General features: G+C 63.2%; 16 protein-coding genes. 3 read left to right on the top strand and 13 right to left on the bottom strand.

Going from position 1 to position 24,365, the window contains the following annotated elements; all coding sequences use genetic code 11:
• Positions 1 to 2: 2 nt before the first annotated feature.
• The 13 genes from AC1RGE_RS27245 to glnE form a co-directional block, all read right to left on the bottom strand.
• Positions 3 to 881, bottom strand: coding sequence for a DUF6625 family protein (locus AC1RGE_RS27245; RefSeq protein WP_019093035.1), 879 nt, complete (start codon positions 879 to 881; stop codon positions 3 to 5).
• A 52-nt stretch (positions 882 to 933) separates the two neighbouring features.
• On the bottom strand, positions 934 to 2,346 hold the full coding sequence (locus AC1RGE_RS27240) for a PIG-L deacetylase family protein (protein ID WP_103290461.1): 1,413 nt from the start codon (positions 2,344 to 2,346) through the stop codon (positions 934 to 936).
• A gap of 8 nt (positions 2,347 to 2,354) precedes the next feature.
• Positions 2,355 to 3,251 (bottom strand): antimicrobial resistance protein Mig-14, encoded by an 897-nt coding sequence (locus AC1RGE_RS27235; protein ID WP_258611404.1) that lies wholly within the window; start codon positions 3,249 to 3,251, stop codon positions 2,355 to 2,357.
• Positions 3,251 to 4,381 (bottom strand): glycosyltransferase, encoded by a 1,131-nt coding sequence (locus AC1RGE_RS27230; RefSeq protein WP_011058892.1) that lies wholly within the window; start codon positions 4,379 to 4,381, stop codon positions 3,251 to 3,253. The genes AC1RGE_RS27235 and AC1RGE_RS27230 overlap by 1 nt, the downstream gene beginning before the upstream one ends.
• Positions 4,365 to 6,122, bottom strand: coding sequence for a carbamoyltransferase family protein (locus AC1RGE_RS27225; RefSeq protein ID WP_492585356.1), 1,758 nt, complete (start codon positions 6,120 to 6,122; stop codon positions 4,365 to 4,367). Before AC1RGE_RS27225 ends, AC1RGE_RS27230 begins: the two co-directional genes overlap by 17 nt.
• Positions 6,123 to 6,321: 199 nt before the next feature.
• Positions 6,322 to 7,776 (bottom strand): lipopolysaccharide kinase InaA family protein, encoded by a 1,455-nt coding sequence (locus AC1RGE_RS27220; RefSeq protein ID WP_492585354.1) that lies wholly within the window; start codon positions 7,774 to 7,776, stop codon positions 6,322 to 6,324.
• The gene (locus tag AC1RGE_RS27215) at positions 7,776 to 8,528 is read right to left on the bottom strand and encodes a lipopolysaccharide kinase InaA family protein (RefSeq protein WP_262211979.1); all 753 of its coding nucleotides are present in this window, start codon (positions 8,526 to 8,528) and stop codon (positions 7,776 to 7,778) included. Before AC1RGE_RS27215 ends, AC1RGE_RS27220 begins: the two co-directional genes overlap by 1 nt.
• Positions 8,525 to 9,259, bottom strand: a complete 735-nt coding sequence (locus AC1RGE_RS27210) for a lipopolysaccharide kinase InaA family protein (RefSeq protein ID WP_011058888.1) — start codon at positions 9,257 to 9,259, stop codon at positions 8,525 to 8,527. Before AC1RGE_RS27210 ends, AC1RGE_RS27215 begins: the two co-directional genes overlap by 4 nt.
• Positions 9,259 to 10,065: a lipopolysaccharide core heptose(I) kinase RfaP gene (gene rfaP, locus AC1RGE_RS27205; protein WP_011058887.1), complete on the bottom strand. Its 807-nt coding sequence runs from the start codon at positions 10,063 to 10,065 to the stop codon at positions 9,259 to 9,261. Before rfaP ends, AC1RGE_RS27210 begins: the two co-directional genes overlap by 1 nt.
• The gene (locus AC1RGE_RS27200) at positions 10,062 to 11,186 is read right to left on the bottom strand and encodes a glycosyltransferase family 4 protein (protein ID WP_011058886.1); all 1,125 of its coding nucleotides are present in this window, start codon (positions 11,184 to 11,186) and stop codon (positions 10,062 to 10,064) included. Before AC1RGE_RS27200 ends, rfaP begins: the two co-directional genes overlap by 4 nt.
• Entirely contained in the window at positions 11,186 to 12,247 is a 1,062-nt protein-coding gene (gene waaC, locus AC1RGE_RS27195) for a lipopolysaccharide heptosyltransferase I (RefSeq protein WP_011058885.1), read from the bottom strand. The genes AC1RGE_RS27200 and waaC overlap by 1 nt, the downstream gene beginning before the upstream one ends.
• Position 12,248: 1 nt before the next feature.
• A complete protein-coding gene (gene waaF / locus AC1RGE_RS27190; protein WP_011058884.1) occupies positions 12,249 to 13,283 on the bottom strand; it encodes a lipopolysaccharide heptosyltransferase II in 1,035 nt (344 codons plus the stop codon).
• 134 nt (positions 13,284 to 13,417) lie between these two features.
• Positions 13,418 to 16,357, bottom strand: coding sequence for a bifunctional [glutamate--ammonia ligase]-adenylyl-L-tyrosine phosphorylase/[glutamate--ammonia-ligase] adenylyltransferase (gene glnE, locus AC1RGE_RS27185; RefSeq protein WP_019093029.1), 2,940 nt, complete (start codon positions 16,355 to 16,357; stop codon positions 13,418 to 13,420).
• A 383-nt stretch (positions 16,358 to 16,740) separates the two neighbouring features.
• On the opposite strand from glnE, the gene aceE reads away from it, so the two are divergent.
• From aceE to AC1RGE_RS27170, 3 genes are all read left to right on the top strand, one after another.
• Complete coding sequence (aceE, locus tag AC1RGE_RS27180) at positions 16,741 to 19,386, top strand: pyruvate dehydrogenase (acetyl-transferring), homodimeric type (protein ID WP_492585352.1); 2,646 nt, start codon at positions 16,741 to 16,743, stop codon at positions 19,384 to 19,386.
• A gap of 11 nt (positions 19,387 to 19,397) precedes the next feature.
• Positions 19,398 to 21,332, top strand: coding sequence for a dihydrolipoyllysine-residue acetyltransferase (gene aceF / locus AC1RGE_RS27175; RefSeq protein ID WP_492585350.1), 1,935 nt, complete (start codon positions 19,398 to 19,400; stop codon positions 21,330 to 21,332).
• 311 nt (positions 21,333 to 21,643) lie between these two features.
• Positions 21,644 to 24,337: a sensor domain-containing phosphodiesterase gene (locus AC1RGE_RS27170; RefSeq protein ID WP_011058880.1), complete on the top strand. Its 2,694-nt coding sequence runs from the start codon at positions 21,644 to 21,646 to the stop codon at positions 24,335 to 24,337.
• The last annotated feature ends 28 nt before the right edge of the window (positions 24,338 to 24,365 follow it).

Below are 24,365 nucleotides of genomic sequence, written 5' to 3'. Positions count from 1 at the left end.
AACTATCCCCGGTGAAAACCTGCGGCATCGATGATCCAGGACGGCTCACTGGCCAGGGCTTGGAGCGACTGCGCATCCTGCTCCGGCAACTGCGACCACTCATTGCGCTTCCAGCACACAAAGTGGAAGTACGGGAAACTGCGGTCGCCGTCGCGGTCATTGGTCAGATGCCCATCCTTCCAGTACCAGCGCGTCGGAAAATCACGGCTGCCGTCATGCCACTTGATGACTCCGCCCGGCGTGCTGAAGGCCTCGGTGAACTCACTGCGGCGGCGCCATGGATTGAACTTGCCCACCAGCTTGAACAGCGGCTCAGGAAAATTCTTGCGCCAGAGGAAAATCCGACTGAACGCCCCTTCATCCAGTGCGTGATGCTGCTGGTCGGTAAAGCGCGTCTGCCAATCCTTGATCTGCCTGAACAACTCAAGCTTGCGCGCAGTATTGCGTATCAGGCACAAGTGCCCGGCGACACGCCGTTCATGGGTGGAGAACAGGTCATACCCCGCCAGGCGATCCGCAGTGAAATAGGCCCGCAGGTCACCGTAGACCAGGTCGATATCGCCGAAGGCCCAGAAGTCGTAGCCCTCCAGACGATCAATATGGATGTACCCCATTGCCGGCCTGATATCACAGAGCTTGTAGGCCGCATTGGGCGCAAAGTCGATCTCCAGGCGCCGGGATACCAAAGCGCAGTACTCAGCAAAGCTCATGCTTTCTAGCTTGACGTTCGGCGGCAGATTGTCCGGGGTCCCGCAGTCGCTGAAAAAGAGCCAGTCGATATCCGGATTCCGGCGGCAGCTTTCGAGAAAAAACGGCATCCAGAATGGCCAACGCCCGAAGTAGGGCATGAGAAACAAGATTCGCGGGCGAGGATTGATCACAAAGGACTCACTGTCGGATTGGGGCTACAAAACGCCCCATGGTTATGTCGGTTTATCGCTGTTGCAATAGCCAGAACAGCTCATGGCGTCTGACCGCCTTGCGAAAGAACTCATTCTCCCCAAGTGCTGAAGGCATCCTACTGGCCATAAGCCATTGTATCGACCTGCGCAGGCGTCGCTTGAACGGCATTTTCGGTTGCAGGTCATGCATCATGCCCAAGGCCATGGCCTTGTCATACTGCTCGCCCTGGGACAGTGACAAGCACCAGGGACGCAACACCGCCGTCGACTCGAACACCGGCGGCAACGCAATGCCTGCGCCCGAATCCCCCATGGGCCAGCGGTCGTTGTCATGCAGGTGATTGGCGTAGCCAAGGATAGTGGTCGGCTGCCAGGCCAGCCCTTCCAGGGCTTGCATGACCGCCTCGCGAGCACAGATGTGGTCGGGATGAGGGTCCAGCGTCGGGTGCGGCAGCACTATCACCTCAGGGCGCGCCTTGAGCAGCAGCTCACGCAGGTCGGCCAGGAGATTGTTCCAGGTCGGCAACCCGTCCTGGTCGGCGGGCAGCGGGAATGGATTGAACTGGCGGAACAAGCGGATATCGCTCAGTTGCGCCTCGCGAGAAGCCACCGGCTGTTCAGGGGAGGCCTGCATGGCAGGCAGCTGCAGGCAGAAATAGCCCAACTGCACGCAATGGGATTCAGGCACCCCGGCCCAGCGCGGCACAGTAATACTGTCCCAGGCCCGCAAGCGCCCCTTGATCCGCGCCGCCTCTGCCGGGTTCATGCCCATGGCCTGGTAATGCTCAGCCTCGATTTCGCCTGCGGTGAGGGTCACGATCCAGGCCTCGTCGGCCTGGCTGTACAGACCGAAGGCTGCCAACTCGGCATCGTCGGCATGGGGAGCGATCACCATCACCCGCTGGCGCCGGTAGTCGGGATCCCGCCAGGACATCAGTTGCGGCTGGATGCGGAGCCGACAGAAGCGCCCGCGCAACCTCAGCTCGCCACTGACCAGGGAACTGGCCAGGCCGCTGAGGTTGAGGTAGCGCAGGCCATTGACCCCGCGCTCGAACACCTGACGATCGGCAAGCGGACCGCCCGACACCTCAACAGCCGGGTCGAGAAAACGTCCCAGCCACGAGCTCTTGACGTGCACGCCTAGAACCAGGGTTTCATCCCCGGCCAGCGCCAGCGGCGCCTCCAGCAACAGGCGCCCCGCTTCAAGGCGCACCGCGGCCTGCTGGGCATCGCTGCCGAAGTCGTAGCAGTAATCATCCTTGGGCGAATAGAACAGATGATCGGCAAACCAGGCTTCATGGGCCAGCCAGGCCAATACCGCCAGCAATACCGGCACCCACCAGGCCACCAGTATGCCGACCACCAATAGCAGCACCAGCCCGATCAACAGAGCGATTCGTTTATTGCGCCGGTGACGCTTGAGCAGTTGTTGTTTGCGACTCATGGGCTGACTCACACCTGGAAAACCGGCACAGGATTGCACCAACGGTCCTTGTATTCACGGTCGGCACGACCGAAGGAGAAACGCAGCGGCTTGTTCAGGGCACGGGCCTGTTCCCAGGCACTCTGGGTGTTGAGAAAACTCAGCACGCTGCCAGGGCTGAACTCACGAGTCTCCGGGTCTACCCCACCGTTCACGTACTCGACGCTGATCCACTCCGGCGCTTCGACCCGGTAGATCAGTTGCACGGCAATCGGCGCGTCGTTGAGGAAGATCACCGAACCGATCAGCAGCTCGCGCAGGCGCTCCAGCACCTCGGCCATACGCTCGGCACCGGTGGCGGCAAAGCCCCAGCGGCGCTGGAACAGATCGCAGTAGATCGCCGCCAGCTCGGGGCTGCTGAAATCACTGACCGGGCGTACAACCCCGCCCGCCTCTTCCAACAGGCGCAGCTCACGACGCTGGTTGTAACGAAACTTCTTCGACAGCTCTTCCGGCGTCCTGGCCATGGCCAGCTGTTCAGCCTGGGGCTTGAGGCCGGTCAGGCGCCCCTCGTTCAATGCGGACAGGTAACGCCCACGATGACGCAACACCGCCTGAGCATCGGCAGCGGCGGGCAGGATCAGCTCGGCATTACCGATATCGAACAGGCCCTTCCTGCCGGCCCGCTTGAGCACGTCCTTGGACAGCGCCAGGTCGCGCCCCCAGGTGGCAATGGCCGCCTGCAATTGGCCGTTGCGCTCCCAGGCCAGGTAGCGCACCGGGATCTGCGCCAGGTCCGCCAACTGCTCCACCACCAGGGGATGGGTTGCCACACTGCCACCGAACCGCTGCCAGGCATCGGCGTAGGTCGATGCGTCAATGACTGACCAGCCACGTTCGCGCCAGCCTTGAAATCGATTGAGCATCAGCCCCTCGCGGTCAGATCGGTGACTTGCGGCAAACGCCAGAATACGTCGCGTACAGCACGGTCGGAGAAGCGCTCGCGCAGGCGATCGAGCATCAGCTCGGCACAGACCCGGCGCTGGTGATCGTCCATCGCGGCCAGATGCTGAAGCCCCTGGGCCATATGTTCAACGTCGCCCAGGGGGAACAGGATGCCCACCCCTTCGACCACTTCCCGGGCACCGCCACAGGCGGTGGCCAGCAGCGGCACGCCGGCGGCCATGGCCTCCAGCAGGACCATGCCAAAAGGCTCGTGGTCGGAGCTCAAGGCAAACACATCGAAGGCGCGGAAATAGCGTCGGGCCTGAGGCACCTGCCCGAGGAACAGCACGCGATCGGCAATCCCCAGCTCGCGGGCCAGGGACTTCAGGTCTTTTTCCAGACGCCCGGTTCCGAGAATCGCCAGTTGGCTATGCGGCGGCAATTGCGGCAAAGCCGCGGCAAAGCCACGCAGCAAGGTGGCCTGGTCCTTGTCCGGATGCAGGCGCCCGACGTTGCCGACAATCCAGGCATCGGCGGACAGGCCCAGCTCGCTGCGCGCCTGGGCAGCGCTCAGTTGCTCGGCCTGCAGTGCCTCAAGGTCGATACGGTTGTACAGGGTCTGAATGCGCTGCGCCGGCCATTTCGGCAGGCAGGCACGCATGTCGTCACGCACCGCATCGGACACCCCGAGCAGGCTCAGGCGCTTACGGAACAGTTGGGCGAAGAGCTTGCGGCTGCCGCGCTTGTAATCGGAAAACGCATGATGGACACCGATCACCGGCAAGCCGGTACCGAGCAAGGCGATATAGATCGGCTTGAAGCGGTGAGCGATGCAGAAGCTGAAATTGCGTGACGCGGCGATCTTGCGCAGGTCGCGGATGGCGCCCAGCTTCAGGCCGCGGATGGCCTTGGAGCTGTATTCCATGAACAGCACTTCATCAGACGCGCAGCCCGCGGCGACATCGGCATCGGCGGCCCCGGTGAGAAACACCGTGGTCACTCGATAGCCGCTGCCCGCGAACAGGTTGGCGTATTGCCGGGCACAGTCCAGGAACGGCCCGTCATAGCCGTGGCAGAACTGCAGCACATGGCGTTCAGCCGAGCGTGTCATAAGGGTCCACGCCGTCTTTGACCACCAGAATGTCTTCCATGATCAGGTACTGCAGGTCGGAGCCGTAGAACATGTTCAGGGCATCGGTGGGCGAACAGATCATCGGTTCGCCACGGCGGTTCAACGAGGTGTTCAGCGACACGCCGTTGCCGGTCAGTACTTCCAGGGCCTTCATCATGTCGTAGTAGCGCGGGTTGTATTCGCGCTTGAGCACCTGGGCCCGGGACGTGCCATCCTCGTGGACCACTTCCGGTACCCGGGTCTTCCACTCTTCAGCCACTTCGAAGGTGAAGGTCATGAACGGCGCCGGGTGATCGACCTTGATCATCTGCGGGCCGACGGTGTCGAGCATCGACGGGCAGAAAGGCCTCCAGCGCTCGCGGAACTTGATCTGTTCGTTGATCCGGTCGGCCACGCCAGTGGCGCTCGGGCAACCGATGATCGAACGGCCGCCCAGGGCACGCGGACCGAACTCCATGCGGCCCTGGAACCAGGCCACCGGGTTGCCATCCACCATGATCTTGGCGATACGCTCCGGGGTGTTGTCGATCTGCCGCCAGGCTGGCTTGTTCGGGTGGCGGGCACAGGCCGCGATCACGTCTTCGTTGCTGTAGGACGGGCCGAGATAGACATGCTCCATCTTCTCTACCGGCACCCCACGGGCATGGGAAACGTAAGCCGCCGCACCAACGGCGGTACCGGCGTCGCCGGAAGCCGGCTGCACGAACAGCTCCTTGACCTCGGGACGGGCAATGATCTTCTGGTTCAGCTTGACGTTCAGCGCACAGCCGCCGGCGAAGGCCAGCTTGCCGGTTTCCTTGAGGACGTCGCCCAGGTAATGGTCGATCATCTGCAGGGCCAGCTTCTCGAACAGCGCCTGCATGCTCGCCGCGTAGTGGATGTAAGGCTCGTCGGCGATGTCGCCTTCGCGCTTGGGACCCAGCCACTCGATGAGTTTTGGCGAGAAGTAGAAACCCTTGCCCTTCTCTTTGTAGCGACGCAGGCCGATGACGTTGGCGTAATCGGTGTTGATCACCAGCTCGCCGTTTTCAAAACTGGCCAGGCGCGAGAAATCGTATTTGCTGGCATCGCCGTACGGCGCCATGCCCATGACCTTGAACTCGCCGTCGAGCATCTCGAAGCCGAGGAACTCGGTGATCGCGCCATAGAGGCCGCCCAGGGAGTCCGGGTCGAAGAATTCCTTGATCTTGTGGATCTTGCCGTTTTCGCCGTAGCCGAAGAAGGTGGTGGCGTACTCACCCTTGCCGTCGATCCCGAGGATCGCGGTCTTCTCCTTGAAGCCCGAGCAGTGGTAGGCACTGGAGGCGTGGGCCAGGTGGTGCTCCACCGGCTCGATCTTGACCTTTTTCGGGTCGAAGCCCAGTTGCTCCAGGCACCAGACGATCTTATTGCGGTAGCGCTTGTAGCGACGGTTGCCCATCAGGATCGCGTCCAGGGCGCGGTCCGGGGCGTACCAGTAGCGCTTGGCGTAGTGCCAGCGAGCCTTGCCGAACAGGCTGATCGGGGCAAACGGAATCGCGACTACGTCAACGTCGGAAGGCTTGATCCCGGCCTGCTCCAGGCAGAATTTCGCCGACTCGTAGGGCATGCGGTTCTTTGCATGTTTGTCGCGCACGAAACGCTCTTCTTCAGCGGCGGCAATCAGCTTGCCGTCGATATACAGGGCCGCTGAAGGATCATGGCTAAGGGCGCCGGACAGGCCAAGAATCGTCAATGCCACAGGGGTCTAGCCTCGTTTAGTCTGCATGCGGGCGCGATGCGCCTTGAAAATGAAGTGTGCTCGCAAGGGGCGAGAAACAACGAAAGGGCGGGATTATAACGTAAAAGCAGGTGCAAGCCTCTAGCGGCGAGCGCCAAGCCCGGGTTGGCACCCGCCGCGCGCCGTGGCCGCGGCGCAGGCAGCGGCCATGGGTCGCAGGTCAGGCCTCGGTGCCCTGGGCCGTCTTGGGCAGGCGCTGGTCAATCACTTGATACAAATTGCTGTCTTGCGGCCAATTGCGCATGAATCGCGCGCGATCACGAGCATAAGCCGGGGCAAAGCTGCTCAGGCTGGAGTGCTGGCACATGGAATCGAGGTCTATCAGCGCCCAGCGACCCTCTTGCCAGAACAGGTTGTGGCCCTTGAAGTCGCCATGGCTGATGCGCTCCTTGATCAGCTCGGCAAACAGCTGGTCCAGCGCCAGCAATTCCGGCTCCGGGGCTTGCCCGCTGTCCACGAAGGGTGCAAAGCGCTCGATGATGTCCGGCCCTGGCAGATGCTCGGTCACCAGGTAGGCGCTGCGCCGCAGCCACAGGAAACGCCGCTCCAGCAAGGCCAGAGGCTTGGGCGTGGCAATGCCCAGGAACGCCAGGCGATTGCCTTCGCGCCAGGAATGCCAGGCCCGGCTCGGGCGCCAGAAGCGCTTGAGCCAGTGAGCAAAGCCCTTGATGTTGTAGCGCTTGATCACCAGCGGCCGGCCCGCAACCTCGACCCGCCCAACACTGGCCGCGCCACCGGTCTTGTACAGATGGCCCTGATCCAGCAGGGCGTCGGCCTGCTCCAGCACCGGCAGCATCGCCGCCTCTTCCTCACGGCGGATCGCGCGCAAGGCGAACGGGCCGCGCTGCACGCTGAACAGCGTGCACTCGCGGCCGACCTTGTTGAGAAAGTCCCGCAGGCGCCAGCCCCGGACCTTGTTCACCTGCTTCTGCAGGGCTTCCAGGGGCAAGGCATGCTCGGCGTTGCTCAACAGGTAGTGCACCAGCAACTCTTCGGTGAACGGTTCCAGGCTCTTGGGCAACTGGGCGAAGAATACCCCGAGGTTCTCCAGGACCTTCTGCCGGGGCAGGGGCTTGCCCGCCTCTTCGACACAGATCCCCGCCCCATCGATCAAATACAGCCGGTTGTCGTGGCGCAGCAGATTGTCCAGGTGCAGGTCCGATTGCCACAGGCCCTTGGCGTGCAACTGGCCGATAGCCCCGAGGGCCTCGGCCAGTACCTCAGCCTGCTCGTCGGCCAGCACTGGCAGAGCTTCCACCTGATTCCAGGCGTCGCCCAGGCTTTGTGCGCCCTGCAGTAACTCGAACAGCAGCCAGCCGCCCTCGCCTTCCTGCAAACCGTCCGCCAGCAGCAAGGGCGTCGTCAGCCCTTGTTCTGCCAGCAGGCGCACACCCTGCAATTCTCGCTGGAAATGCCGAGCGGCCTTGGAGCCCACCAGCAGCTTGGCCAGCACCGGACGCCCGCGCCAGACCCCGGCCCCCACGTAACGCTGCCCCGGCAGCACCCGCAGCAGGCTCAGCAACTGCAACTGTGCCGGTCCGGCGGCGTCCGCCAACTCAAGGCTCAAGGGCAGCGTCGGGCTGCGCCCGCTGTTCTTCAGTTCGGACAGGCGCATCAGCGTGCCCCCTTGTGGCTGCGCCGAGCACTGAGCCGCGCCACCCAGGCATCCACCAGGGAGCTGTCCTGAGGCTGGCCCACATATGCCGCCAGCAGGCTGCGCACCTCATCGCTGCTCCACACCGCAGCCCGGCGCAGCAAGGGTTCCAGATCCTTGACCCGATCACGCTGGCCAAACAGCAGGGGCCGGGTCTTTTCCAGGTCGATCAACTGCGCCTGATACCCATCGCCCTCGGCCCGCAGGAAAATATGCTTGGGATAGAAACAGCCATGCACCTGGCGCAAGCCGTGCAGCTGCCGGGCCAGTTGCCCGCAAGCCTGGAGCACCGCCTGCCGCTGATGCTCGCTGAGCTGGTCCCACCGCAACAGCAGCGCATCCAGGTCATCCCAGCCATCCAGGGCCCGGGTCACCAGGATCGCCCGGGACTCGCCATCGACCTTGCGCATCCCGAAGAACACCGCTTGCAAGGCCGGAATGCCCAACTGTTGGTAGCGGCGGATATTGCGAAATTCACGGGCGAAACTCGGCTCGCCAAAGGGCCGGTGCAGGGTCCGGGTCAGGTAGTTGGTCTGGCGCTTGAGGTAGAACCCCTGCCCTTCCACATCCAGGCGAAACACACTGCTGCTGCCGCCACGACCGGTATTGGGTTCATCCACCGCTTCCAATTGAGTGGCCCACAGCTGGTCGAAAGTGCCGAGGCCATTGCGCTCCAGCAGCGCACGCTCCTCGGACGCCAGAAAATCAGTCATTCACGCCCCTCGAAAAATCTCACCACGTGGCGAATACGCTCCTTGTCGGCGGCACTCAAGTGATCACGCTGACGGTATTGCAGGTAGAAACGCAGGCGCTGGGTGGCCGACAGATGGTATTTGGCCACCTTATCCAGACAGGCCAGGTCCTTGGTGATCCGGTACTTGAGCCAGAAACCACGCCAGAAATCGCCGTTCGGGCAATCGATCAGGTACAACCGGTCCTGGTCGTCGACCAGCAGGTTGCGCCACTTCAAATCATTGTGGGTAAAGCGGTGGTCATGCATGACCCGGGTGTAAGCGGCCAACTGACGGCTGACGCCATCCACCCAACGACGGTCCTGCAGACGCGGGTCGTTGCGTTCGGCCAGCACCGAGAGATCCTCGGTACGCGGCAGCTCCCGGGTGATCATCGCCCCCCGGGAATAGGCCAGGCAGCGACGCTCCAGGCCCCAGGCCACCACATCGGCGGTGGGAATGCCCCATTTGGCGAAGCGCTTGAGGTTCTGCCACTCGAACTTGACCCGGGGCTTGCCCAGGTAGCGCCGCAGATTCTTGCCGGCGCCGGTATAGCGCTTGACGTAATAGTTGACGCCACCACGCTCGACGCGGATGACTTCGGACAACGGATCCCGGGTCAGGTGCTCGCCCTGCAGGGCAAACACCGCTTCCAGACTGCCGAAATCCTCCGCCAACGCCTGATAGGCCGGGTCCAGGTTCCAGCTCGCCATCAGAGTGCATCTCCGTACCGTTGCTTGCGGGCGTAGAGCTTTTCCGCCTTGCCTTCGAGCCAGGCCAGCAGTGCGGCCTCCTCGGCCAGAATCTGCCGCAACGGCTGCTGGAAGTAGCCCTTGAGAAAGCGCAGCTTGTCGCGGCGCGTCAGGCCGATATCCAGGGCCGAGAAATACAGCGCCGCCAGATCCTTGTTGCGCCAGCGCTGAGTGATCTTCGGCCGGGTCTGGGCCCGGTGCAGGTCGATCACCGAGAGCTTGAGCCCTTCGGGAGTGACAGGCCGATCGGTGTGCAGCAGGAAGTGGCAGATATAGCAGTCGCGGTGGTTGACCCCGGCGCGATGCATCATGCCGGTCATGCGCGCTACTTCGGCGATCAGCGCGCGCTTGAGCGCAGGCGCCGGCGGCTGCTTGACCCAGCCGATGCTGAAATCTTCGAGGCTGACGGTCGGCGCCAGTTCCTCGGTGACGATGAACGAATGCTGGTCTGCCGGATTGGCCCCACGCTCGCCGTAGGCCACGGCGGTCATGGTGGGCACGCCCACCTGATGCAGGCGCTCCAGGGCGCGCCATTCCTGGCCGGCGCCGAGCACCGGCAGTTTGGCGGTGACCAGGTTCTTGACGATCTCGCCCCAGCCGATCCCACGATGGATCTTCACGAAATAACCGCGGCCGTCGACTTCCGTACGCAAGGTACGGCGCGCTTCCAACTCACGGTAGACCTGGCCCTTCAGGCCCTCGACAGCGTCGAACGCATCGCGTCCGGCCCAGAGGCTCTTGAAGGGTTCGGCAAGCATCAACTTCATCGGTGTTGCTCCGCCAGAATCACATCCGCAGCGTGCTGCGGCATGCTGTAAAGGTCGGCCGTCTCGGCGAACGCCAGGCCATTTCGGCTCCAGGTCGCGCGTGCAGCGTCGTCGGTCAACATGGTGGTGAGGTATTGATTGAGCTGCGCCTGTTCCAGCGGCTCATCCAGCACCAGGCCGCTCTGGGCCTCGGCAATGTAATGGGCATAACCGCAGACCGCGCTGACCAGCACCGGCAGGCCGGCCACCAGGGCCTCCAGCAATACGGTGCCGGTGTTTTCGTTGTAGGCCGGGTGAATCAGCAGGTCGGCGCCCAGCAGGAACCGCGGGATATCGCTGCGGCCCTTCATGAACTGCACCTGGTCGCTCAACCCCAGCGCAGCACTTTGCACCTGGAATACCTTGGGGTCGTCCTGGCCGATTACAAACAGCCGGGTGCGTTTTTTCAGCGCCGAGGGCAATGCCGCCAGAGCCTTGAGGCTGCGGTCCACACCCTTGGTCTTGAACCCGGAACCGATCTGCACCAGCAGCAGGTCGTCATCCTTGAGCTTGAATTCGCGACGAAAATCCGCCCGGATCTCGGCGGCGTTGGCCGGTGCCCGGCGGTCCTGGGCGATCCCCGGCGGCAGCAGGTGGAAGCGCTCCAGCGGGGTGTCGTAGTGCTTGATGAACAGCGGCTGCTGGACCTCGGAGATCATCAGGATCTCGGTCTTGGCGTCCTTGGCGAACACCGCGCGCTCGTACTCGGCAAAGTGCCGGTAACGGCCCCAGCGCCGGTACAGGGAGTGCCGCAGGTTCTGTGCCTTGTCCTCGAAACAGCCATCGGCGGCGTAGTACACGTCCAGCCCCGGCATCTTGTTGAAACCCACCAGCCGGTCCACCGGGCGCTTGGCCAGGTCGGCCTCCATCCAGGCGCTGAGCTTTTCATTGCGACGATGGTTGAACAGCGCCTTGACCGGCGCCACCAGCACTTCGAAACCGGGAGGGACATCGCCTTCCCAGATCAGGGTGTAGACACGGATCTGATGCCCGCGCCGCTGGCACTCCAGGGCGATGCGCATGAAATCGCGCTGCAGGCCGCCGAAGGGGAAATACTTATAAAGGACAAAAGCCAATTGCATCAGCGCGGCTCCTCAGCCAGTAACAGGGTGCTCAGTCGGCTGGCGACACGCTCGGGATTCAGGCGAGTGAAGCACAGCGGCCACTCGCGCTTGAGGTCATAACGCTGCTGGTCCACAGCGGTGGGCTGATAGGTGCATTTCTTCTGCAGGCACGGTGCGCACGGGAAGTTACTGCCCAGGTGGATCTGCACACGGCCATAGGCGCCGGTCAGCCCCGGGTTGGTCGGCCCGAACAGTGAGATGGTCGGTACATCCAGTGCCGCGGCGAGGTGGCCCAGCCCGGTGTCCACGGCCACGCAGGCCTGGGCATCGGCCAGCACCTTGGCGACCCCGGCCAGGTTCAGCTTCGGCAGCACCGTGGCGTTTTTCAGGCCGCTGGCGATGCGCTCGGCGCGAGCCTTTTCCGCGGGGTTGCCCCAGGGCAGCTTGACCTCGACGCCGAGCATGCCCATGCGTTCGGTCAGCTCGCGCCAGTAGGCCTCGGGCCAGTGCTTGGTGTCCCAGGTGGTGCCATGCAGGAACAGCACGAAGGGCTTCTTGCGCGGCAACTCCACGAGTTTTTCGACGTTCAGGCCATAGTCGCCCAGGCCCTGGGGCAGGTCGTAGCCCAGGGCCACGGCGAACAGTTGGCGCACGCGCTCCACCGCGTGCTGCCCACGGGCCACCGCCAGGCGCCGGGAATAGAAGCGTGAAGCCAGAGGCTCGCGGGCCGAGTTCTTGTCCAGCCCCGCCACCGGGGCGCGCACGTAGCGGGTCAGCCAGGCGCTTTTCAGCAGGCCTTGGGCATCGATCACCAGGTCGTACTTGGTCGAGCGCACGCTCTGCTTGAAGCGTCGCCACTCGCCACTCTTGATGGTCTGCCAGATGTTCTTGCGCCAGCGACGGATCGCCACCGGTATCACCTTGCCGACCGCCGGATGCCAGGTGGGAATTTCGGCAAAGCCTTCTTCCACCACCCAGTCGAACTTGATCCCGGGGATGGCTCGCGCGGCATCGGTCAGCGCCGGCAATGCGTGAATCACATCCCCCAGGGACGAGGTCTTGATCAACAGTACCCGCAACTTATTGAACCTCGACCGGAGAACCCTGCAAGCGCTGCAAGGCTTCATTCACCGGCTGCGGCAACAACTGGCGCAGGCAGTTGTAATGGCCGAAGCGGCAGGTGCGGTCAAAGCACGGGCTGCATTCGATCCCCAGCCGTACTACCTCGACCCGATCGGCCAGGGGCGGGGTGAAGCCCGGCGAAGTGGAGCCGTACACCGCCACCAGCGGGCGATTGAGCGCCGCAGCCACGTGCATCAACCCGGAATCGTTGGACACCACCGAATCGGCGCAGGACAGCAGGTCGATGGCCTCGGCCAGGGACGTTTCGCCACTGAGGTTGGTCGATTCCTCGCGCAGGCCGGGAATCAGCCGCCCGCGAATCTCTTCGCCCACGGCATGGTCATTCTTCGAGCCGAACAGCCAGACCTGCCAGCCTTCGCGGATCTTCGCCTCGGCGACCTGGGCGTAGTGCTCGGACGGCCAGCGCTTGGCTTCGCCGAACTCCGCCCCCGGGCACAGTGCCAGCACCGGGCGGTCCAGGCTCAGGCCGAACTTGGCCAGGGCCGCTTCCCGGCTTTGCGGATCGATCTGCAGGCTCGGGCGCGGATAAGGCTTGGGCAGCTCGGCCCCCGGCGCATAGGCCAGGGCCATGAAGCGCTCGATCATCAGCGGATAACGTTCTTTGTCGAGCCTGCGCACGTCATTGAGCAGGCCGTAGCGGAACTCGCCGCGCCAGCCGGTGCGCTTGGGAATGCCGGCAAAAAACGGCACCAGCGCCGACTTCAGCGAGTTGGGCAGCAGGATCGCCTGATCGTACTGGCCAGCAAGGGACTTGCCGATCCGCCGGCGGGTCGCCAGTTCCAGGGCGCCATGGCCCAGGGGAAAGCTCAGGGCCCGACGCACCTGGGGCATGCGCTCGAGGATCGGCCGGCTCCACTCGGGGGCCAGCACGTCGATCTCGCATTGTGGATGACGCTGTTTCAGGCACTCGAAGAGTGTCTGCGCCATCACCATGTCACCGACCCAACTGGGCCCAACGATCAGAATATTCATGTGGTTTCCATAAACGAACCGGGGAGGCATACGCCTCCCCGCCTCGAGAATCCAGCACCGCGGCCTTCACCGCCGGTTCAGTTTGGGCGAGCCGGCAAGGCCCGCCGAATACATGGTTGGCCTTCTCAGGCCGCTTAGCTTAGCCCCAGCTCGCGCCAAATTCGTAACACTTCCCGTCGTTCGGTCACAAATTGATCACCGGTAATGATTCCGGCCTCATTCTGCAATGCCTGCCGGTGAGCCGCGGAACGGTAGGCCTTGTAGACCTCGCGCAGCAGGCTGGCATCGCTCGCGGGCATCAGCCCGACTTGCTCCAGACCTTCCAGGATGCGGATGTTATCGGTATAGCGCAGCAGTGACGGGTGCTCTTCGGACCACGCCAGGGCCGCGTATTGCACCATAAATTCGATATCGACGATACCTCCGGCGTCCTGCTTGAGGTCGAACGGCGCCGTGGCTTCGAAGGCATTGGCTGCAGTTCCGGCGGCGGTCAGGCGGCTGCCCAGGTTGTCGCGCATCTTGGCCCGCATCTCGCTGACTTCCTGGCGCAGCTTGGGCAGGTCGCGTTTTTTCCCCAGCACCGCGGCCCTGACCTTTTCAAAGGCCTGGCCCACATCCTGGCTGCCCACCAGCACCCGCGCCCGCACCAGCGCCTGGTGCTCCCAGGTCCAGGCCTCGTTTTCCTGATAGCGGGCAAAGGCCCCCAGGGAACTCACCAGCAACCCAGACGCGCCGGAAGGCCGCAGGCGCATATCCACTTCATAGAGCTGGCCGGAGTTGGTCTGGGTGGTCAGCAGGTGAATGATGCGCTGCCCCAGCCGGGTGAAGAACTGCGCACCGTCTATGGGTTTGGGCCCGTCGGTTTCCGCCTGGGGGTCGCCATCATGGATGAACACCAGGTCCAGGTCGGAACCGTGGCCCAGTTCGATGCCGCCGACCTTGCCGTAACCGACAATGATGAAGCCCGGGTCGCACAAGGTGCCGTCGGTACGCAGCGGTGCACCGTGCTTGGACACCGTCTGGCGCCAGGCCAGGGCCAGCACCTGTTCCAGGATCGCTTCGGCGAGCCAGGTCAGGTAATCGCTGACTTTCATTAAAGGCAGGCTGCCGGCGATCTCCGAGGCGGCCACTCGCAGGCGGTGGGCCAGCTTGAAGTGGCGCAGGGCTTCCATCTGCTGCTCAAGGTCATCCTCGGGAATGCGCGTCAGGCGCTCGCGCAACTCGGCAGCCAGTTCCGGCGCCAGGGGCGGCTTGAACAGGCGCCCCTCGTTGAGCAGTTCATCCAGCAGCAGGGGGAAGCGGGTGATCTGCTCGGCGATCCACGGGCTGGCGGCGCACAAGGTCAGCAGACGACGTAGAGCCCCCGGATTCTCGGTGAGCAGCACCAGATAGGCCGAGCGCCGCGCCACGGCTTCCACCAGCGGCAGCACTCGCTCCAGCACCAGGTCCGGATTGGCGTGCTCCACCGCCTGGGCCAGCAACCGCGGAATAAAGGCATCCAGACGTTCGCGCCCCAGGCGCTGCATGGCACGTAGCTGCGGGCTGCCCCGCAGACCGGCCAGGGCACGCAGGGCCTTGGGCGCATCGACGAAGCCGCCCTCCTGCAACTGGCGGCAGGCGGCCTCCTCGTCCTGGGCTTCCTCCCACAGCGGCAGCCATTCGCCACCCACCACCACTTCGCTTTCGGCGCCTTCATCCTCATCCGGGTCGGCGATGACCTGACGGAAGTGCCAATCTACCCGGCCGCGCCAGTGCATCAACTGTTCGTGAAAGGCGTTCCAGTCGGCAAAGCCCAGCATGAAGGCGATCCGCGCCTGATCCTGGGGATTGTCCGGAAGCATCTGCGTCTGGCGATCGGCGATGGCCTGGATCGCGTGCTCGGTATAGCGCAGGAACTCATAGCCTTCGCGCAGCTCGCTGATCACGGCAGGCGGCAGGTAGCCCTGCCCTTCCAGAGTGCCCAGCACCTTTAATAGAGGACGCTGCTGCAGGCTCAGGTCGCGTCCGCCATGGATCAGCTGGAAAGCCTGGGCGATGAACTCGACCTCGCGGATCCCCCCCGAGCCCAGCTTGATATTGTCGGCCATGCCCTTGCGCCGGACTTCCTGCTGGATCAGCTGCTTCATGGTGCGCAGCGCCTCGATGGCGGAAAAGTCCAGGTAACGGCGATAGACGAAAGGCCGCAGCATGTCCAGCAACTGCGCACCGGCGGCCTGATCCCCTGCCACCACCCGGGCCTTGATCATGGCGTAGCGTTCCCAGTCGCGCCCCTGATCCTGGTAGTACTGCTCCAGCGCATTGAAGCTCAACACCAGGGCACCGGCAGAACCATAGGGCCGCAGGCGCATGTCGACGCGGAACACGAACCCGTCGACGGTCATCGGGTCCAGGGCCTTGATCAGGCGCTGCCCGAGGCGAATGAAGAACTCCTGATTATCCAGGGGCCGCTTGACGCCGACGGTCTCGCCGCCTTCGGGGTAGGCGAAGATCAGGTCGATGTCCGACGACAGGTTGAGTTCCACCGCCCCCAGCTTGCCCATGCCGAGGATCACCATCTGCTGCGGCTCGCCGCTACGCCCGCCGGTGGGCACGCCGAACTGCTGGGTGTGACGCAGATACAACCATTGATAGGCCTGGTCGATGCAGGCGTCGGCCAGATCGGAAAGGTCGCGGCAGGTCTGCACCAGATCCGCCTGGCGGGTCAGGTCGCGCCAGATGATCCGTACCTGCTGGCGGGTGCGCTGGCGCCGCAGCACGCGCCCCAATTGATCCTCGCTCTCGGCCGCCTGCACCGCGGCGGCGATTTGCGCGCACAACTCCCCAGGCGCGAATGGGCGATCCAGCTCGCCGCTGCGCACCAGCTCCAGCAACATCAAAGGGTCACGCAGGCTCTGTTCAATGACAAAGTCGCTGGCAGCGCCCACCCGGGCGAACTCCGCCCAGCGTTCGGCGCTCCAGTCGGCCAACCCGGGATCGCCTTCCAGGGCCGCGACGGCGCCACGCAACGACTGCTCTGCGCGGCTGACCAATGGCAAGAGAATCGCGGGGACGGGGGCAAGCGCGGGCAGGCTCATGGGCTATCCTTGATCGGCGTGGAAAATGCGGGCGGGGACGGATGTCGCGGGCAGGTCGCCTCATGGACTGTCGAACAAAAGTTAGAAATAGCTGAAAATAGGTTTTTTTTAGCAGCCGGCATTAATTTATTACCTATTCCCGTTAGTCATCGACCAACAGTAACGATTATTCTCACAACGCAGCAGGAGGCCACAAGCCGCTCTTCTGTAGTTTTACTACTCGTATATACATTCGAAAGGCTGAAATGGCCGACGATTTGTAGTAAAACTACACGCCGCTGGATCAACCTCCGGCAATCCAAGAATTTATAATCGTCTGCCCAAAAGGCCAGTCGCAAACTCAGGCAACCGATTCTGGAAGCCTTTCCGCCCTGGAGCAAGCCATGCAAGACCTCGATCCCGTCGAAACCCAGGAATGGCTGGACGCCCTGGAATCGGTTCTCGACAAAGAAGGCGAAGACCGTGCTCACTATCTGATGACCCGTATGGGCGAACTCGCGACCCGCAGCGGCTCGCAACTGCCCTACGCCATCACCACGCCGTACCGCAACACGATTCCCGTCACCCACGAAGCACGCATGCCTGGCGACCTGTTCATGGAACGCCGCATTCGCTCGCTGGTACGTTGGAACGCGTTGGCCATGGTCATGCGTACGAACCTGAAAGATTCTGACCTGGGCGGTCACATCTCCAGCTTCGCCTCCAGCGCCACCTTGTATGACATCGGCTTCAACTACTTCTTCCAGGCCCCGACCGACGAACACGGCGGCGACCTGATCTACTTCCAGGGTCACGCATCGCCAGGCGTCTACGCCCGTGCGTTCATGGAAGGCCGCATCACCGAAGACCAGATGAACAACTTCCGCCAGGAAGTCGATGGCAATGGCCTGTCGTCCTACCCGCACCCTTGGCTGATGCCTGACTTCTGGCAGTTCCCGACCGTTTCCATGGGTCTGGGCCCGATCCAGGCGATCTACCAGGCGCGCTTCATGAAGTACCTGGAAGCCCGTGGCTTCATCCCTGCCGGCAAACAGAAAGTCTGGTGCTTCATGGGCGACGGCGAGTGCGACGAGCCGGAATCCCTGGGCGCGATCTCCCTGGCCGGCCGCGAAAAGCTGGACAACCTGATCTTCGTCATCAACTGCAACCTGCAGCGCCTCGACGGCCCGGTTCGCGGCAACGGCAAGATCATCCAGGAACTCGAAGGCGTGTTCCGTGGCGCCCAGTGGAACGTCAACAAGGTGGTCTGGGGCCGTTTCTGGGACCCACTGCTGGCCAAGGACGTCGACGGCATCCTGCAGCGCCGCATGGACGAAGTCATCGACGGCGAGTACCAGAACTACAAGGCCAAGGACGGCGCGTTCGTCCGCGAGCACTTCTTCAACACCCCTGAACTCAAGGCGATGGTTGCCGATCTGTCCGACGACGAGATCTGGAAACTCAACCGTGGCGGCCATGACCCGTACAAGGTCTATGCGGCCTACCACGAGGCGGTCAACCACAAAGAGCAGCCGACCGTCATCCTGGCCAAGACCATCAAGGGTTATGGCACCGGCGCCGGCGAAGCGAAGAACACCGCGCACAACACCAAGAAAGTCGACGTCGACAGCCTGAAGCTGTTCCGCGACCGTTTCGACATCCCGGTGAAAGACGACGACATCGAGAACCTGCCGTTCTTCAAACCAGAAGAAGGCAGCGCCGAAGCCCGCTACCTGAGCGAGCGTCGTGCCGCACTGGGCGGTTTCGTGCCGCAGCGTCGCGCCAAGAGCTTCAGCGTCCCGACTCCGCCACTGGATACCCTCAAGGCCATCCTCGACGGCTCGGGCGACCGTGAAATCTCCACCACCATGGCCTTCGTGCGGATCCTCGCGCAACTGGTCAAGGACAAGGAAATCGGCCAGCGCATCGTGCCGATCATCCCGGACGAAGCCCGCACCTTCGGTATGGAAGGCATGTTCCGCCAGTTGGGCATCTACTCCTCCGTCGGCCAGCTCTACGAGCCAGTCGATAAAGACCAGGTGATGTTCTACCGCGAAGACAAGAAGGGCCAGATCCTCGAAGAAGGCATCAACGAAGCGGGCGCCATGAGCTCCTTCATCGCTGCCGGTACTTCGTACTCCAGCCACAACCAGCCAATGCTGCCGTTCTACATCTTCTATTCGATGTTCGGCTTCCAGCGTATCGGCGACCTGGCCTGGGCTGCCGGCGACAGCCGTACCCGCGGCTTCCTGATCGGCGGTACTGCCGGGCGCACCACCCTCAACGGGGAAGGCCTGCAACACGAAGACGGTCACAGCCACATGCTGGCCGGGACCATCCCGAACTGCCGCACCTTTGATCCGACCTACGGCTACGAGCTGGCGGTGATCATCCAGGACGGCATGAAGAAGATGACCGAAGAGCAACAGGACGTCTTCTACTACATCACCGTGATGAACGAGTCCTACCAGCAGCCAGCCATGCCGGCCGGCGCCCCGGAAGGCATCATCAAGGGCATGTACCTGCTGGAAGAAGACACCCGCGAGGCCGCGCACCACGTGCAACTGATGGGCTCCGGCACCATCCTGCGCGAAGTTCGCGAAGCCGCGAAGATCCTGCGTGACGAGTTCAACGTCGCTGCCGATGTCTGGAGCGTGACCAGCTTCAACGAACTGCGCCGCGACGGCCTGGCCGTGGAACGCAGCAACCGCCTGCACCCTGGCCAGAAGCCGAAGCTGAGCTATGTCGAAGAGTGCCTGAACGGCCGCAAGGGTCCGGTCATCGCCTCCACCGACTACATGAAGCTGTTCGCCGAACAGATCCGCCAGTGGGTCCCATCCAAGGAGTTCAAAGTCCTGGGCACCGACGGTTTCGGCCGCAGCGACAGCCGCAAGAAACTGCGTCACTTCTTCGAAGTAGACCGTCATTTCGTGGTGTTGGCAGCCCTGGAAGCCTTGGCTGACCGTGGTGACATCGAACCTAAGGTCGTGGCTGAAGCCATCACCAAGTTCGGTATCAACCCGGAAAAACGCAACCCACTGGACTGCTGAGGAGACTTTCTGTGAGCGAACTCATTCGCGTACCTGACATCGGCAGCGGTGAAGGTGAAGTAATCGAACTGTTTGTGAAGGTCGGCGACCGTATCGAAGCCGACCAGAGCATCCTGACCCTGGAATCGGACAAGGCCAGCATGGAAGTGCCGGCCCCGAAAGCCGGCGTCATCAAGAGCCTCAAGGTGAAGCTGGGCGACCGTCTGAAAGAAGGCGACGAACTGCTCGAACTGGAAGTCGAGGGCGCCGCTGCTGCGGCCCCGGCGGCTGCTCCTGCGGCAAAAGCTGAAGCCAAACCGGCTGCTGCTCCTGCCGCAGCGTCAGCCCCAGCCGCAGCCCCTGCTGCCGCTTCGGTTCAGCAAGTGCACGTGCCGGACATCGGTTCGTCGGGCAAGGCCCAGATCATCGAGATCCAGGTCAAGGTCGGCGACAAGGTCGAGGCTGATCAATCGCTGATCACCCTGGAATCCGACAAGGCAAGCATGGAAATCCCGTCGCCTGCCGCTGGCGTGGTCAAGGCCATCAGCGTCAAGCTCAACGACGAAGTCGGCACCGGTGACCTGATTCTGGACCTGGAAGTGGCGGGTGCTGCGGCTCCTGCTGCCGCTCCGGCCCAGGCTGCTGCTCCGGCCGCTGCCGCTGCGCCTGCTCCTGCAGCAGCCCCGGCTGCTCCAGTGGCTGACAGTGTTCAGGACATCCACGTTCCGGACATCGGTTCGGCCGGCAAGGCCAAGATCATCGAAGTGCTGGTCAAGGCTGGCGACAGCGTTGAAGCCGACCAGTCGCTGATTACCCTGGAATCCGACAAGGCGAGCATGGAAATTCCATCGCCTGCCGCTGGCGTGGTGGAAAGCGTTTCCATCAAGCTGGACGACGAAGTCGGCACCGGCGATCTGATCCTCAAGCTGAAAGTCAAAGGCGCAGCGCCTGCTGCTGCCCCGGCTCCGGCTGCGGCGCCAAGCGCTCCGGCTCCAGCCGCCGCCGCTGCCCCGGCTGCCGCCCCGGCCGCCGCACCTGCCAAGCCAGGCGCGAAAGTTCACGCCGGCCCGGCTGTGCGTCAACTGGCCCGTGAATTCGGCGTCGAGCTGAGCGCTGTCGGCGCCAGCGGCCCGCACGGTCGCATCCTGAAAGAAGACGTGCAGGTCTACGTCAAGGCCATGATGCAGAAGGCCAAGGAAGCGCCAGCTGCTGGCGGCGCAACCGGTGGCGCGGGCATCCCGCCGATTCCTGTCGTGGACTTCAGCCGCTTCGGTGAAATCGAAGAAGTGCCGATGACCCGCCTGATGCAGGCCGGCGCCGCCAACCTGCACCGCAGCTGGCTGAACGTGCCACACGTGACTCAATTCGACTCGGCCGACATCACCGAGCTGGAAGCTTTCCGCGTTGCACAGAAGGCCGTGGCCGAGAAGGCCGGCGTCAAGCTGACCATCCTGCCGCTGCTGCTCAAGTCCTGTGCCCACCTGCTCAAGGAACTGCCGGACTTCAACAGCTCCCTGGCGCCAAGCGGCAAGGCGATCATCCGCAAGAAGTACGTGAACATCGGCTTCGCCGTGGACACTCCGGATGGCCTGCTGGTACCAGTGATCAAGGACGTCGACCAGAAGAGCCTGCTGCAACTGGCGGCCGAGGCGGCTTCCCTGGCGGAAAAAGCCCGCACCAAGAAGCTCTCCGCGGACGAGATGCAAGGCGCCTGCTTCACCATCTCCAGCCTCGGGCACATTGGCGGCACCGGTTTCACGCCGATCGTCAACGCGCCGGAAGTGGCGATCCTCGGTGTTTCCAAGGCCACCATCCAGCCAGTCTGGGACGGCAAGGCCTTCCAGCCGAAACTAATGCTGCCACTGTCCCTGTCCTACGATCACCGTGTGATCAACGGCGCGGCCGCCGCACGCTTCACCAAGCGCCTGAGCGACCTGCTGGCGGACATCCGCACCATTCTGCTGTAACCCGCGTACCGGCCCTCCTGTCATGGGCGGGCCGGTAGCGCACGCTTTCCGAGCGCCACGCTCGTACCTCAACCCCGTCAATTTGGCGGGGCTTTTTTTGCCAGAAAAACGTCGCCAATTGCCCGTCAGTGCACGACGTTAAACAGCAAAAAAGTTACTTTGCAGAAATCCTTCTGCCTGCCGATACAGGTTTATAGCACTTAGCCTTCATCTTACTTGTCAGTCGATGCGCCATGATGCAACCTTGCCGCAGGCAACAGTAAAGAGGGCGTGAGCCCGGCGCGATCAGCAATTTCGAAGCGAGTTTCCCCATGAAAAGCCAACCCGATGCCGCCAGCCGTATGGCGGCCGAGGTAGTGACGCAGTTGCCTGTGCCCTCGCGGCTCGGCATGTTGCGTTTCGAACGGCTGAATGAAGCGAGCTGGGCGCTGCTGTTTCTCGATCCCAATTGCGAACGCCAGTTCGGCCTGCCCGCCGTCGAACTCTGCGCCCTGGTCGGCTCGCCCTATGCCAGCCTGATGGAGCCCGAAGCCCGCTATCAGTTGCACGACACCATCCAGCAGCAACTGAGCAACAGCTCTCATTACCTGATCCGCTATACCCTGCACACCGCCCAGGGGCCCTTGAGCATCCTCGAGCTGGGCGAAGCCTACAAACAGCACAACCGGCACCTGCTGCGCGGCTACCTGTTGGTGGTCGAAGGGCTGTTCAGCGATGCTTCGGCGCTGCCGGCACTGGATCTGGAAACCCAGAACACCCGCCTGCAGATCGCCCTGGAACTCAACCAGCGGGCCCAGCAGGAGCAATTGCAGCACCTGGAACGGGTGCGTGCGCAGCAGGATTTGATCCTGCTCCTGACCCGCCAGCGCTACAGCACCGGCAATTCGTTGAAGGAAGCTGCCGAACTGATTACCCGCAGCGCCTGCGACATCTACCAGATCGACTGCGCCAGCATCTGGAACCTGGAAGACCAGCAACTGGTGCCGATTGCCGCCTATCACCGCGGCCCCCAGGAATACCGCATGCCGGAGTCCATCGACGCCAGCAGCTTTCCCGACTACCTGGAAGCCCTGCACAGCTGCCGCGCCATTGACGCGCAAAACGCCATGCGCGACCCGCGAACCCGGGAGATGGCCGAGAGCCTGCGCCCGCGGGACGTCAACGCCATGCTCGACGCCAGCATTCGCATCGACGGCCAGGTCGTCGGCGTACTGTGCCTGGAACAGACCGGCATGACCCGGGCCTGGCAGTCCGACGAGATCGCCTTCGCCGGCGAACTGGCAGACCAGTTCGCCCAGGTCATCAACAATCACAACCGGCGGGCCGCCACCAGCGCCCTGCACCTGTTCCAGCGCGCCGTGGAACAGAGCGCCAACGCCTTCCTGCTGGTCAATTGCGACGGCGTGGTGGAGTACGTCAACCCCAGCTTCACGGCGATCACCCAATACAGCACCGAAGAGGTCCATGGCCACCGCCTATCCGAACTGCCGGCCCTGGAAAACCTCAGCGAGCTGCTGTTCGACGCTCCGTCCAGCCTGGCCAAGAGCAACAGCTGGCAGGGCGAGTTCAAGAGCCGGCGCAAGAACCTGGAGCCTTACTGGGGCCAGCTGTCGATCTCCAAGGTGTATGGCGACAACCGCGAGCTGACCCACTACATCGGCATCTACGAAGACATCACCCAGACCAAGCTCGCCCAGCAGCGCATAGAGCGCCTGGCCTACACCGACAACCTGACCAACCTGGGCAACCGCCCCGCCTTCATCCGCAACCTCGATGAACGCTTTGCCCGAGACAGCGATACCCCGATCAGCCTGCTGCTGGTGGACATCGACAATTTCAAGCGGATCAACGACAGCCTCGGCCACCAGACCGGCGACAAACTGCTGATCAGCCTGGCCCGGCGCCTGCGCAACAGCCTGAGCCCCAGCGGCAGCCTGGCGCGCTTCGCCAGCAACGAATTCGCCGTGCTGCTGGACAACACCGACCTGGAAACCGGGCAACAGATCGCCAGCCAGTTGCTGATGACCCTGGACAAGCCGATGTTCGTCGACAACCAGTTGATCAGCGTCACCGGCTCCGTGGGCCTGGCCAGTGCGCCGCTGCACGGCCGTGACCCGCAGACCCTGATGCGCAACGCCGGCCTGGCCCTGCACAAGGCCAAGGCCAACGGCAAGCACCAGGTGCAGGTGTTCACCGAGGCGCTGAACGCCGAGGCCAGCTACAAACTGTTCGTCGAGAACAACCTGCGCCGCGCCCTGACCCAGAACGAGCTGGACGTGTTCTACCAGCCCAAGCTGTGCCTGCGCAGCGGCCGCCTGCTGGGCATGGAGGCGCTGCTGCGCTGGAACCATCCGGAAAAGGGCATGATCCGCCCCGACCAGTTCATCAGCGTGGCGGAAGAAACCGGCCTGATCATCCCCATCGGCAAGTGGATCGCCCGCCAGGCCTGCCGCATGAGCAAGCAACTGACCGCCGCCGGCATGGGCAACCTGCACGTAGCCATCAACCTGTCGCCCAAGCAGTTTTCCGACCCGGACCTGGTGGCCTCCATCGCCAGCATCCTCAAGGAAGAACAACTGCCCTCCTCGCTGCTGGAGCTTGAGCTAACAGAGGGCCTGCTGCTGGAAGCCACCGACGACACCCACCAGCAGCTGGAACAACTGAAAAAACTCGGCCTGACCCTGGCCATGGACGACTTCGGCACCGGCTATTCGTCCCTGAGTTACCTGAAGAAATTCCCCATCGATATCATCAAGATCGATCGCAGCTTCATCCACGAGATCCCCGACAACCAGGACGACATGGAAATCACCTCCGCGGTGATCGCCATGGCCCACAACCTGAAGATCAAGGTGGTCGCCGAAGGCATCGAGACCGCCGAGCAACTGGCCTTCCTGCGCCGCCACCGCTGCGACGTGGGCCAGGGCTACCTGTTCGACCGACCGATTCCCGGCTCCGAGCTGATCGCCAAGCTCAAGCGTTATCCTCGTGGCCCAATTGCCTGACAGCGCTGTAACACTCGGGCAAACTGCG

The organism is Pseudomonas sp. GW823-FHT02C05, from assembly GCF_058797595.1.
The sequence above is the reverse complement of the archived record's forward strand: the minus strand, read 5'-3'. Positions and strand labels throughout refer to the sequence as shown.